Source organism: Providencia sp. PROV209, from assembly GCF_028479485.1.
Taxonomy (GTDB): domain Bacteria; phylum Pseudomonadota; class Gammaproteobacteria; order Enterobacterales; family Enterobacteriaceae; genus Providencia; species Providencia alcalifaciens.
In genome coordinates, this window is record NZ_JAMPNR010000020.1 from 153,952 (window position 1) to 166,730 (window position 12,779).

The 12,779-nt window shown below is 43.3% G+C and carries 14 protein-coding genes and 1 pseudogene; all 15 read left to right on the forward strand.

Annotation, left to right across the window (positions count from 1 at the left end; genetic code table 11):
* Window positions 1-17: 17 nt before the first annotated feature.
* Window positions 18-368, forward strand: coding sequence for a capsid cement protein (locus tag PR795_RS14600; RefSeq protein ID WP_036982155.1), 351 nt, complete (start codon window positions 18-20; stop codon window positions 366-368).
* A gap of 3 nt (window positions 369-371) precedes the next feature.
* A complete protein-coding gene (locus PR795_RS14605; RefSeq protein WP_036982153.1) occupies window positions 372-668 on the forward strand; it encodes an ATP-binding protein in 297 nt (98 codons plus the stop codon).
* Complete coding sequence (locus PR795_RS14610; protein ID WP_108478941.1) at window positions 652-1,209, forward strand: phage tail protein; 558 nt, start codon at window positions 652-654, stop codon at window positions 1,207-1,209. Before PR795_RS14605 ends, PR795_RS14610 begins: the two co-directional genes overlap by 17 nt.
* Window positions 1,209-1,607 carry a phage tail terminator protein gene (gpU, locus tag PR795_RS14615; RefSeq protein WP_265498690.1) on the forward strand — a complete coding sequence of 133 codons (399 nt, stop codon included), beginning with the start codon at window positions 1,209-1,211 and terminating at the stop codon, window positions 1,605-1,607. The genes PR795_RS14610 and gpU overlap by 1 nt, the downstream gene beginning before the upstream one ends.
* Window positions 1,608-1,618: 11 nt before the next feature.
* A pseudogene (locus PR795_RS14620) lies at window positions 1,619-2,083 on the forward strand (phage tail tube protein); the annotation flags it as partial.
* A 246-nt stretch (window positions 2,084-2,329) separates the two neighbouring features.
* Entirely contained in the window at window positions 2,330-2,860 is a 531-nt protein-coding gene (locus PR795_RS14625; protein WP_265498689.1) for a Rha family transcriptional regulator, read from the forward strand.
* A gap of 43 nt (window positions 2,861-2,903) precedes the next feature.
* Window positions 2,904-3,287 (forward strand): phage tail assembly chaperone G, encoded by a 384-nt coding sequence (gene gpG, locus PR795_RS14630; RefSeq protein ID WP_272516913.1) that lies wholly within the window; start codon window positions 2,904-2,906, stop codon window positions 3,285-3,287.
* A gap of 65 nt (window positions 3,288-3,352) precedes the next feature.
* Window positions 3,353-3,625, forward strand: coding sequence for a phage tail assembly protein T (locus tag PR795_RS14635; protein ID WP_006813627.1), 273 nt, complete (start codon window positions 3,353-3,355; stop codon window positions 3,623-3,625).
* Window positions 3,600-6,572 (forward strand): phage tail tape measure protein, encoded by a 2,973-nt coding sequence (locus tag PR795_RS14640; RefSeq protein ID WP_272516914.1) that lies wholly within the window; start codon window positions 3,600-3,602, stop codon window positions 6,570-6,572. The genes PR795_RS14635 and PR795_RS14640 overlap by 26 nt, the downstream gene beginning before the upstream one ends.
* A gap of 53 nt (window positions 6,573-6,625) precedes the next feature.
* The gene (locus PR795_RS14645) at window positions 6,626-6,955 is read left to right on the forward strand and encodes a phage tail protein (RefSeq protein ID WP_108478938.1); all 330 of its coding nucleotides are present in this window, start codon (window positions 6,626-6,628) and stop codon (window positions 6,953-6,955) included.
* A gap of 71 nt (window positions 6,956-7,026) precedes the next feature.
* Window positions 7,027-7,431: a hypothetical protein gene (locus tag PR795_RS14650; RefSeq protein ID WP_272516915.1), complete on the forward strand. Its 405-nt coding sequence runs from the start codon at window positions 7,027-7,029 to the stop codon at window positions 7,429-7,431.
* Between the two features lie 45 nt (window positions 7,432-7,476).
* Complete coding sequence (locus PR795_RS14655; RefSeq protein ID WP_272516916.1) at window positions 7,477-8,175, forward strand: phage minor tail protein L; 699 nt, start codon at window positions 7,477-7,479, stop codon at window positions 8,173-8,175.
* An 8-nt stretch (window positions 8,176-8,183) separates the two neighbouring features.
* Window positions 8,184-8,912, forward strand: a complete 729-nt coding sequence (locus PR795_RS14660) for a C40 family peptidase (RefSeq protein WP_272516917.1) — start codon at window positions 8,184-8,186, stop codon at window positions 8,910-8,912.
* Window positions 8,816-9,472, forward strand: a complete 657-nt coding sequence (locus tag PR795_RS14665; protein ID WP_154630751.1) for a tail assembly protein — start codon at window positions 8,816-8,818, stop codon at window positions 9,470-9,472. The genes PR795_RS14660 and PR795_RS14665 overlap by 97 nt, the downstream gene beginning before the upstream one ends.
* 2 nt (window positions 9,473-9,474) lie before the next feature.
* Window positions 9,475-12,741, forward strand: coding sequence for a host specificity protein J (locus PR795_RS14670; protein ID WP_272516918.1), 3,267 nt, complete (start codon window positions 9,475-9,477; stop codon window positions 12,739-12,741).
* Window positions 12,742-12,779 lie beyond the last annotated feature (38 nt).

Consider the following 12,779-nt stretch of genomic DNA (forward strand, 5'->3'; position numbering starts at 1 on the left):
AGCCGGTAGGAGACATTATGGCTAAGAATTACCAGCAACAGGGTTTGACTGTTGAGATCATTAATACCTCAGCAAAAGATAGCATTCTAAGTGGATCTCTTGTGATGGTTGGCGTTTTGGCTTGCGTCGCGGCGACAAACATTGCTCCTGGTGAAATCGGTGATGGTTTTGCCGAGGGGGTTTATTTGCTTCCTAAAAAAGCGGGTGTGGCATTGACGGCTGGTCAAGCTGTAACCGCTGAAAAAGGCATTGTTGCGGATAAAGGTGGTGCTGCGGTAGGCGTAACGTGGTCAGCTGCGGAAGCGGGTGATGAAATGGTCGCGGTGAAGCTTAACATTTTCCCAGCAGCTGCCGCCGCGGGTGGTTAATCCATGAGTGCGTTTGAGCGATTAACGGATCGAATGGACGCACTCACAGCAAAGCGGATGGGGAAGCCTATTTCTATTAACGGCACGGAACATATTGGGGTGGATTCTCATTTTCTACCTGAATTTGGTCCGGTTACGGGTGATGGGATTTCCTATGTCATTTTTTCTGATTCATTTAAGCCCGGAAAGAATGACCGCGTTATTGCTGATGGGATCCATTACACAGCCACTCGCCGACAGCGATTTAATGGCAAGTGGATGCTTTTTCTAGAGGTTGTTGACGATGAAGGGGATCGATGACGCAATTCGTAATCTAAATGTCATTGTTGATAAGGTCACACCCATTGCGACCGCACAAGCGATTAACCGGGTTGCTGCAAGAGCGATAAGCCGCAGCGTTAAGCAGGTTTCTAAAGAAGTGCGAATCCAGCAAAAAATTATCCGTAAGCGCGTTAAGTTCAGTAAGGCGAGTTCAAAACATGGAACCCCAAAAGCCCGCGTTACTGTTAACCGAGGGAATCTCCCTGCTATCGTACTCGGTACCGCACGAGTTCAATTATCGAGGAACCGGAATTCAGGTCATCGAATGGGTAGCACTTTAAAAGTTGGGAAATTCACGTTTCATAATGCGTTTATTCAGCAACTCAACAATGGCCGCTGGCATGTAATGCAGCGTGTTGGTAAGAGTCGATATCCTATTGAAGTGGTGAAAATCCCTGTCTCAAAACCACTGACTGAGGCTTTTGAAGAACACGCTATTAATGTTCGAGAATCGGATATCGATAAAGAAGTGCGCTATGCATTAAATAATCAGTTAAGGCTGTACTTTAAGGAGGGATAGTGATTGTTCATACTCGAATTCGCAATACAGTCATACAGCACTTAAATGAGTGCTTTCCGAATATCAAAACGTATGATGGTCGGCCAACTCATTTTGATGAATCAGAACTGCCTGTCATTGCTGTTTATCTTACAGAGCCAAGACCGGATCCTTATTATCTGGATTCCAATCAATGGACAGCCATTCTCCACCTTGAACTTTTCCTTAAATCATCCGTACCCGATGCCACGTTAGATAAGTGGGTCGAGGAAAAATTATATCCAGCGGTTGCTGATATGACTGATTTAGGGGAAGTGATTACTGATATGACACCGAAAGGCTATGACTATGACCGCGATGATGAAATGTCGTTGTGGGCCTCTGTCGACCTTTCTTATCAAATTAAATATGAAATGTAAGGAACAGAACTATGCCAACGGTACCTAATCCACTGGCGCCAGTTAAAGGCGCTGGGACTACCTTGTGGATTTACACGGGGGATGAAGAGCAAATTACGGATCCATTAAGTGAGACGGGCTTTACTCGCCTCGGTAAAGTCAAGGAGCTACAACCGGGGGAGATCACTGCGGCCAGTGAGGATGATAGCTACCTTGATGACCCTAATGGTGATTGGGAAAATACGACTCAGGGGGAGAAATCCTCCGGTGAGGCGAGCATTACGCTAGCTTGGAAGCCCGGAGAAGAGGGACAAAAAGACCTTGTAAAATGGTTTGACAGCGGTGCTTCACGTTTCTACAAAATCGCTTATCCAAACGGAACGGTTGATTTGTTTAAGGGGTGGGTGAGTGGACTCGGTAAAACCATCCCAATCAAAGAAACAATTACGCGAACGGTAAAGATTAAAAATACAGGTCGCCCAACGTTGGCGGAAGAAATTCCACCAAAGCCAGAAGGTAAAACAGTCGTTCAGCCTAAAGGCTAACTCGCTAGACCAATCATATAGCCACACTGAGTGTGGCTTTTTTATTTCTCTCCCGTGCACCGAAAGCACATTCGTACGTAATACATCGAGCCAATATTTAGGTAATGAGCCTTTGAGGGGATCAGTTATAGCTGGTGTCGCTTCGATGGGCTGGTTTCCTATTTCGGCAAAGGCTCATTACTAAATAAGGTAAGCACCATGAATAATACGGTAGTTATTCCCGAATTTAATTTCCAAAAGATGGTTATGGCATCCGATGGGCAAATATTCACAACTAGTAAAAAGATTGCTGATTATTTTGGCAAGCGACATGACAACGTTTTACGGAAAATTAGACAGGTCAGAGATGAGTGCCCTGATGATTTCGCCCACCTCAATTTTGAGGAGATTGATTTTATTGATAAAAATGGCGATGTTCAGCCAATGTTTAAATTAACAAAAGATGGTTACATTTTGGTTGTCATGGGATTCACGGGAAAAATGGCTACCTTAATTAAGGTTAAATACATCGAAGCATTTAACTGGATGGCAGAGCAAATTATTCGCTGGAAAGATTTAGGTGAAGAGGCTCAACATCGTCACGCGTTAAAAGTGGCTAAGTCAGAATTAAAAGGTCGACTTGGCAGCCAGTTAATGAATGGGCGAAAGAAAGAGAAGAAGGTATTGCAATTGGAGTACGAACAAATCCTTTCACTCACACAACCAAAATTATTATTTGTAGATGAATAGGTCGCTTAGCGGCCTTTTTTATTTTTAACTAAAAGGTATCGATATGTTTTTAAAGAAAAAAGAAGTTTCAATTAGCGGTGAGTCAGTTGTTCTTCACGAACTCTCAGCATTACAGCGCGCAGATTATTTTGATTTCTTAGCATTGAAAGAAAAAGAGACTAGCAATTTAGAGGGCATTGAACTTGCAGCCAAGTCTATGCGCCAGATTGCAGAAAGTAATGTTTGGTTAGTTTCCCGATCCCTGTGGCATAGCGACCGAGACCGTGATGTTGAAGAGGTATATGAAGAGGTTGCCTTAACGTGGAGTTCATCGGCATTGGAAGAGGCAGTTTCTGTTATTTCTGAAATCAGTGGAATGAAAGGTGACGCCCAAGAGCCTTCCGCAGAAGGCAAAGAGTCCAACGAACAAGATTCAATGGGAAAATAGCCAGCCGTGAGCGCACGTTTGCCTTACGCCTTGCGCGTGAGTTTGGTCGACCTGATTGGCGCAGAATGCTCAGTGAAATGAGTGCAACTGAATATAACGATTGGGTTGACCATTTCAGCAGAACGCCATTTATGCCGCAATTGATTGATGTTGAGTTTGCTGCTTTGCATGGTTCTGTTTATTCAGCCATGTGTGGTGCAAAAACTGAAATAACCGATTTCATGCTGCTAACAGATATAGAGCCTAATGATGAGGATATGCCAGATGACGTTATTCAATCAGTCAGCGAGGGAATTACGGGAGGGGTAAGATATGAGCAGCCAAATCGCGGATCTTGAGATTAAAATTGGCGCTAATACGACTGAGTTTCTTGAAAAAGCAGGTCGAGTCGAAAGGCAATTGACTGAACAAGAGCGTCGCGAGCAAGCATCAATTAAGCGCCAGCAAGATTTCATTGAAAGACAATCAGCTAAGGCAGAAGCCGCCCTTCAGCGCTCGCGGTCCCAGTTAAAACAGTTTGAAAAAGAGTCTATTTCTGCGGAACAAAAAGAGTCAGCCATGAGACGCTTGGCTCAAAAGGAAATGGACGAAACACACCAGAAAATTCAACAAATTATGCAGGCAGAGACCAAAAGAGCGGGGTCTGTGCGTAACCAAGAAATTCTGGCTGAGCAATACTATACCCAACTTGATGCTGTTCAAAAATACGGGAAGGGGCTTGAGGGTCTTAATGAAGTACGCCGTCGCATGAACCAAGACATGCAACAAGGACTATTACACGTCAAAGATTACCAAGCATTAACCTCTCAAGCTGTCGGTGCGGCAAAATCGCTTGAGCGCGCAGAGATATCAGCAACGCAGCAAAAGCAGCGATTCATTAACAAACTTAAAGAGCAAGTTACCCAGCAAAATCTATCTCGTACTGAAATGCTGCGCATTCAAGCGGCTCAACTTGGTGTATCGAGCGCAGCAGATGTTTATATTCGCAAGTTAGAAACTCAAAATCGTGTCATGAAAGGGGTTACTTTAACCTCTGGGCAGTACCGCCAAGCAATGCGACAGCTGCCGATGCAAATGACTGATATTGTGACGTCGCTCGCCTCGGGTATGCCGCCATGGCTAGTGGCAGTTCAGCAAGGTGGACAAATAAAGGACTCGTTTGGTGGATTCGGTAATTCTTTAAAAGCAATTACCTCTTTGATCACCCCGTGGAAATTGGCAATGGTAGGCGGTGCTGGAGCTATTGCTGCGTTTGGTGTTGCTGCTTATCAGGGCTCGAAAGAGCTTAGTGAATACAATAAACAGTTGATTTTAACTGGCAACTACGCAGCAAAAACCGAGGGGCAGTTAAACGATCTGGCTAAATCGTTATCTGGTGAGGGAATTACTCAGTACAAAATGGCTGATGCCTTGGCTCAAGTTGTCGGCTCGGGTTCATTTACTGGTGCTCAAGTTGATATGGTGGCCAGCGTCGCGGCTAAGATGGAAAAAGCCACTGGGCAATCCGTCGATGAGACAATTAAGCAGTTTCAGCGCCTGAAAGATCAGCCTGTTCAGGCGGTAATGGAGCTCGATAAATCCATACATTTTTTGACTGCAACACAATTGGATCAAATATCAACTTTACAGGCTCAGGGAAAAGAGCAGGAAGCGGCAAAAATTGCCATGGAGTCTTTCGCAAATGCCATGCAGGTTAGAACCAAGCAAATTGCAGATAATCTTGGCTATCTAGAGTCTGCATGGAATTGGGTTGGCGATGCTGCGAAAGAAGCCATTGATAAAATGCGCAATCTTGGTAGGGATATGGGGGTTGATGATGAAATTAAGAGGTTGGAAGATTACATTTCCAGATTCGATGGATCTATTTACTCATTTGGTATGGATGAAAGAAAGGAAAGGCTAGCTATCCTTAAGTTTACAAAATTTAGACAGGATATAGAATCATCTTTAAAAGGCTCATTCACCCAAATTAATGAACAGCATAAAAAGCAAATTGCAGCTGATCTAGCCTTAAAGAAGGAGTATGAAACAGCTGAGGAAAAACACCAAGACAAACTCAATAAAATAAGGAATAACGAAAACGCCTCTCAAGCAGCAAAAGACTTGGCTATTCAGAGAGAAAAGGAACGGTACCAAAAGGAATTAGAGCGTAAAACACCCAAAGGCAAAGCTTATAAGCCTGATCTTGGTACAAGGAAAGATGAGTCCTCACAGGCTGAACTAACATCACTTCAAGCTCAGCTGAAACTTCTCCAGCAACATGCTAGTGCAACGGATTTTATCAGCCAACAACGGAAAAACTTTCAACTAGAGCAGGCTAAATTTAGTGTTCTAGAGGAAGCGAGTAAAAAAAGGAAATTATCTCTTGATGAGCAATCTTTGCTAAAAAACAAAGGAAGTATCCTTGCAAATAAAAAGGCACTCGCAGAAGTTGGCGACCAGGTATCACGCCAAGAGCATCTTAATAAACTTAGCGACCAAGCTGATAAATATGCCAAGCAGCAGGAAGCAAGGCAAAGGGCCATTACTGAGTCATTGGGCTTATCATCACGTGAGCTTCAAAGAGCTTTGGAGATTGAGCAACTAAGATCTACCTATGGCGGAGAACCTCAGTGGGCACAAGTTCAGGCTTCAAAAATGGAAACATTCAAGCAAGAAGATGCAGCCCGTCAAGACTGGTTTGCTGGCATGAAAACAGCGTGGGGCGACTATAGGGACTCAGCGCTCGATGCAAACGCTCAAATTCAAAGTGTTACTTCAGCGACATTAAATGGCTTTAGCTCACAATTGGCTGAAACGTTAACTGGAGGAGAGGCTAGTTTTAGAGACTTCACTAGGTCAATATTAAAAATGTTGACTGAAATCGCGTTGAAAATGTCTATTGTTAAGGGGTTTGAGGCGTTTGGTTTTGGTGGCGGATCAGTTGTTGCTAATGCTAATGGTGGAGTCTATAACACTCCAGGACTAAGTGCATACAGCGGGCAAATTGTATCAAAACCCACGCTTTTTCCATTTGCTCGTGGTGCTGGACTAATGGGCGAAGCAGGGCCTGAGGCGATTTTACCACTTAGGCGTGGCATTGACGGAAAGCTAGGTGTTGTAGCTGCTAATGCCAATAAAAGTGCTGGTGGCTTTTACCAAACTAATCATATCACCATTCAAAATGATGGTGGTAATGGAGAAATGGGGCCTAATGCAGTTAAGCAACTAATGGACTTAGTAGAGAAAAAAACGCAACAAGTTATAGCAAAAGAGCGCCGAGACGGAGGTTCGTTCTCGCGATAAACAGAAGCCTCTAAATTGAGGCTTTTTCTTGTCTTTTTTAATTTGAGGCAATGATGGAAATATTCAATTGGCCAATAAAACCGGGGATGAAAACAGATTTCACTCCAAGGATAAAAGCAGTCCGTTTTGGTGATGGCTATGAGCAGCGTCAACCAGACGGAATGAATCACCAGCTAAAAAAATTCAATATCACACTATCGTTGAAACCTAACGTTGCAGATCAGGTGTTGGATTTTTTAGCTAAACATGGTGGAGTTACTTCCTTTTTATTTCAACCAGAAAAATCAAAGCAAGCCATTAAAGTCGTTTGTAAAAAATGGTCGTCAGACTCAGGTGGTATACGAAAATCCATAAGCGCTGAGTTTGAAGAAACAGCGATATAACGTAAATGTAATTTTAGTTATAAAAGTATCTCAGTTAATATTAAGCTAACTTAATATTTATTGGAGGTAATATGAGGATACTTGGCTATATAATCAGTGCGGCGGTAATTATTATTTTAATAATAATAGTGATATCTAATTCAACTAATCCTACGAAAGCTGATGCGATATCATTTGCAAAAAAACAAGTAAGTCAATCAATGAAAGATCCATCATCAACCGAGTTCAAATTTGTTGAATTTTACCCTAGTAGTAAAAATCAAAAAGAAGAGATATACGGTTTTGTTTGTGGTTCTGTGAATGCTAAAAATAGCTTTGGGGCATACACTGGATTTACTAGATTCACTATGAATATCAGTGTTACTAATAATGGAAGAAGTGCAAATATGTCACCTCCATTATTTGAGGATCTAAATAACCCTGTTCTTAATGATGGATTTGAAGTGCTCTGGAAAGAGAACTGCAGGGATAAATAAAAACAATAGAAACCAGCTTCAGCTGGTTTTTTTATGGGAGCAATAATGCAAAACATTCCTCCTGAGCTGCTGATCTCTATTACCGAACTTGAAAGCGATGCAGAGATCGAACTCTATGAAATTGACCTAACCAACATTGGTGGAACGCGGTACCGCTTTCATAATGGCACCAGTGAGTTACTAAAACCCATTGTTTGGCAAGGCCTTGAATACGACCCTTACCCTATTTCGGGTGAGGGTTTTTCATTTAATGGGAAAGGGCCATCAAGTCGACCTAGTATCACTATTTCCAATTTATTTGGGCTCGTGACAGGCATTGCTAGTCGATTGAATTCGGGGGCTGGTGGCAATGTTATCCGCAGAAAAGTTCGCGCGCGATTTTTAGATGAAATCAATTTCTCTAGTGGTAACGAGAATGCTGACCCATCTCAAGAGGTTGTTTCTCGCTGGGTCATTGAGCAACTGACTAGTTTAAATTCTGAAACAGCAACGTTTGAACTTGCTGCGCCCAGTGAGACGGATGGCGCCACTGTTCCAGCTCGAGTGATTTTATCCGATGTTTGCCCGTGGAGTTATCGCTCTAAAGAGTGCGGTTATGCAGGTGATCCAGTTGCCGACGAGCTAGGAAATCCAACCAAGGATCCTAGCAAAGATAAATGTGGCAAACGCTTATCAGATTGCAAACTTAGAAACAACACTAACAGAATTGGCTGCTTCTTGTCTTCATCCCGCCTAAGCCAGTAAGGAATACCATGATAGAACATGAAATTCTGGAGCATGCAAAAAGCATGGCGCCACAGGAATCGTGCGGTTTGATTATTCGTATCGATGAAATGGAAACGTATCTTCCTTGTGTAAATCAACACGCAGATCCTGAAAATTATTTCTCAATCTCTGCTGAAGACTATATTCAAGCTAGCCAGCGTGGTGAGGTTGTAGCCATTGTTCATAGTCATCCAAATGGCAAGCCATTCCTTAGCGCTTCTGACAGAGTGCATCAATTAAAAACAGCATTGAGTTGGTGGTTAGTTTGTGATGAAAAAATCATTAAGTTTGACGCGGTTCCATTATTACTAGGACGTGATTTTAAGCATGGAACCACTGACTGTTATGGGTTGTTTCGTGATGCTTATCTTTTAGCGGGTCATTTACTTCCTGATTTTTTTAGAGAGGATAATTGGTGGCGACAAGGTAAAGATTTGTACCTTGAGAACCTAACAAATAATGGCTTCAAACAAGTGAAAAGGGATATTCAACCAGGAGATATTATTCTGTGTTGCTATGCCAGTTCACGAGCAAATCACGCCGCCATTTATCTTGGTGATCAAACTATTTTGCATCATGTCCCTAATCAACTTAGTAAGCGAGAGGTCTATAACGAAAGATGGCAAAAAATGACGCATTCGATTTGGCGTTACCGCAAATGGTCACCATCCGATTTTACGGGGATCTCCAACGATTTGGACGCCGCTTCGATTTAAATATTCATACTGCAGTACAAGGTTTACATGCCTTATTTCTACAAATTCCCAATCTAAAAAAACACTTCAGTGAAGGTTGGTACCACATCCGCATCAGCGGGTCCGATGTTTCACCAGATGAACTTCATCAACGTATTCATGAGCCATTAATGCCAAATGCCGTTATTCACATTGTTCCTCGCATTGAAGGCGCAAAAAACGGTGGTGTTTTTCAGTTTATTGCCGGCGCTGCTGTTCTTGCGGTGGGATGGTGGAACCCTGCGGGTTGGAGCTTTGGTGCATCGATGATGCTGGCTGGTGCCGCGATGATGATTGGTGGAGTAGCTCAAATGCTAACGCCGATGCCCAAGTCGCCTAATTTATCCCGATCGGAAGAAGAGAAGGGAAATACCTATTTCAGCAACTTAGAAAACTCAGTAGCTCAAGGGATGCCTGTTCCGGTGGCATACGGTGAAATCATGTGCGGTTCTCGGGTTATTTCTCAGGCTGTTGAAATTATGGATGACGGTGATGCAAAAGATATTGATGTAGGCAAACACGGCGGTAGTGGGGAGACGTAATCATGGGTAAAAATGGTGGTAAGCAACATACGCCGTATGAAGCACCAAATGACTTAACATCAAGACAAAAACTGTCCATTATTGATTTAGTCAGCGAGGGACCTATTGAAGGTCCCGTTGGGGATCTCAAGGGAGTTTACTTAAACAATACTCCAGTTATCGACTCATCGGGTAACAGTAATGTCAATGGTATGACGGCTCAGTGGGTATCTGGAACGCTGGAACAGCCAGCGTTAGAAGGTTTTTCATCTTCATCCAGTGAAACGCCTGTTAGCATTGAAGTGAAGAAAAGCACCCCGGTCACAAGGACAATTACCTCTCGTAACATCGACCGTCTTCGCTTGACCTTCGGGACACAAGCTTTAGTTGAAGTTAAAGATAATGGTGACCGCGTTGGGACATCGGTTGATCTGCAAATTCAAATACAGCGTGGCGGGTCTTGGGTAACAGAGAAGAATGTGACGATTCGAGGGAAACGTAGCAATTCACCCTACTTGATGGCTGTCATACTTGATAATCTTCCGTCACCACCATTTAGCATCCGAATGGTTCGTTTAACAGCGGATAGCACTAGCGATAAGCTACAAAACAATACGATTTGGTCAAGTTATACTGAAATCACTGATATCACTCAAACGTATCCGGGGTCGGCGGTTGCTGGGCTGACATTTGAAAGTGAGCAATTTGGCAACCAATATCCTAGCCGAAATTATCTTGTAAAAGGGTTAATCATTCAGGTTCCAGATAACTACGATCCTGAAACACGTACTTACAAGGGAATTTGGAGTGGCTTGTTTAAACCTGCGTATACAAATAACCCTGCATGGGTATTGTATAGCCTACTTACCAATGAACGTTTTGGTCTTGGGAAGCGCCTAAAAATTTCGGAAGTTGATAAGTTTGCGCTCTATATGATTGGACAGTACTGCGATCAATTAGTACCGAATGGGTTTGGTGACAAAGAGCCACGAATGACGTGCAATGCCTATCTTACTGATATTCGTAAAGCCTATGACTATATGAGCGACTTATGCTCAATGATGCGCATTATGCCTGTATGGAATGGTCAGCAACTTACTTTTGTTCAAGACAGACCTAGTGATATTGTCTGGCCATACACGAATGCTAACGTTGTGAATGGGCGATTTAACTATAGTTTTAGTCCATTAAAAGCTAGGCACACTATCATTGAGGTGCGATTCATTGACCCTGAAAATGGTTGGAAAACGAGTATTGAGCAAGTTTCCGATGACGGTTTAGTCTCTCAATTTGGTCCCAATGTACTTAGAGTTGATGGCTTTGGCTGTACTAGTCGAGGGCAAGCTCGACGTCACGGGCTGTGGATCCTGCTTACTGAAAAATTAGAAACCCAAACGGTTGAATTCGATGTGGGCGCCGAAGGGTTAAGGCATACACCCGGCGACATTATTGAAGTCATGGATAATGATTGGGTTGGTGAGCAGATTGGTGGGCGCTTATTGCAGATCGATACTTCGCAAAAAATATTAACCCTTGACCGTGATATTGAACCGCCAAAAACGGGGATCACTATGATCTCGGTAATCAACGGAGCCGGAAAGCCAGAGCGAGTAAAGGCAGTCAGCTATCCATCAAGTAATCAGATTAAGGTTGAATCTCTTCCAAATGGAGTAAGACATGGGACTGTCTGGACGTTAGGGCAATCCGTGCTAGCAAGACGGCTGTTTAGAGCAATAACAATCACGGATAAAGGCGATGGAAGCTATGGGGTTATTGCTGTTCAGCATGTACCAGAAAAGGAGTCCATCGTTGATCAGGGCGTCACGTTCGAGCCGTTACCCGACACCCCGCTAGGTGGTTATATTCCACCGGTAGAAAACTTATCTGTTGAAGTGAGTCCTGATAGTGATAGTTGGCAAGTGGAGGCAAACTGGACGACAACAACTGCAGTTCGCGGTGTTGATTTTATTCTGAAGCTAACTCAAGCCGGTCGCATTGTCGGTACTGCTAAAACACAAGAAAATCGATATAGAATCGGTAATTTACCGCAAGGTAACTATTTATTATCGGTATCTCCACAAAACAAAGATGGGCAAAAGGGGGACCAGTCAACAGTGTCATTTGACATTAACCCACCGCCACCGCCATCGCATATTGAAGTGACTCCGGGTTTTTTTAGTTTAGGGGTGATCCCGTATGTTGGTGGTCAGAACGCTTTACGTTTGCAATATGAATTCTGGTTTTCAGTTAAGCGTATCGCCAATATAAATGATGTTGAACAACTGGCTGAATACTTGGGTAATGGCACCATGTGGGTTATTCAGGGACGTAATCTGAAAGCGGGTCAAGTTTATTACGTGTATGTCAGAAGCGTTAATCCCGTTGGCAAATCGCAATTTGTTGAGGCGAGCGGCGCACCGGAAACCAAAACAGATGAAATCATTGATATGCTTGGTGATGGTTTCATGACTACAGAAGCCGGCAAGCGGTTGGAGGAACAGCTTAAATGGCTCGGCGAAGCAAACTTAATACAAGGCTCTGCAACATTCGAAGTTCAGCAGGATTTGTTCACAAAACACGGTCAATCGATGGCTGAAATTAAGCGATTAGACCGTGTGTTTGCTAGCGCCGAGTTGTCATGGGCTCAATCCATAGTTGAGATCACTGCATCAATAAATGGGATTCAAGCCGGAGTGATTGAAAGCGATAAAGCCATAGTGGATCTCAGCAAATCACTTTCCGAGTCGGAAAAGCAAAATCAGGCTAAATTTGGTGATCACATGGCCATTATCAAGACCAAAGCAACGACTGAGTTTACGGCTATTGGTGACGGTTATGCAACTTGGGATGTGAATGCGGGCGTTTGGTACAATGATGTGTTCTACAAAGCAGGCATGGTTATTAGCGCTGAAGTGAAGGCAGGAAAAGTTAACACTTACATCGGATTTATGGCTAATAACTTTGCATTCATCAATCCTACCAATGGCAAGTTTGAAACGTTTATGTACATGAAAGAAGGTCAAATTTTCATGAAAGAAACGTTCATCGATAAAGCGTGGCTCAATAGCGTGGTTGTAACTGACAAAATGACGTCAGCAAATTACGTCCCCGGCAAGGTGGGTTTTAATATTGACGCTAAAACTGGCGATGCTGAGTTTAACAAACTGCTCATCAGTGGGGATTTTAAAATTGTTGGTGATGCAGGTCGGGTGTTAGTCGATGGTACCGGAATGACAGTCTATGACGAAAACGGAAGATGGGCTGTAAAAGTGGGGAGGCGTCCAGCATGAGTGATGATTATGGATTATTTGTAAATCCCAAGGATGGC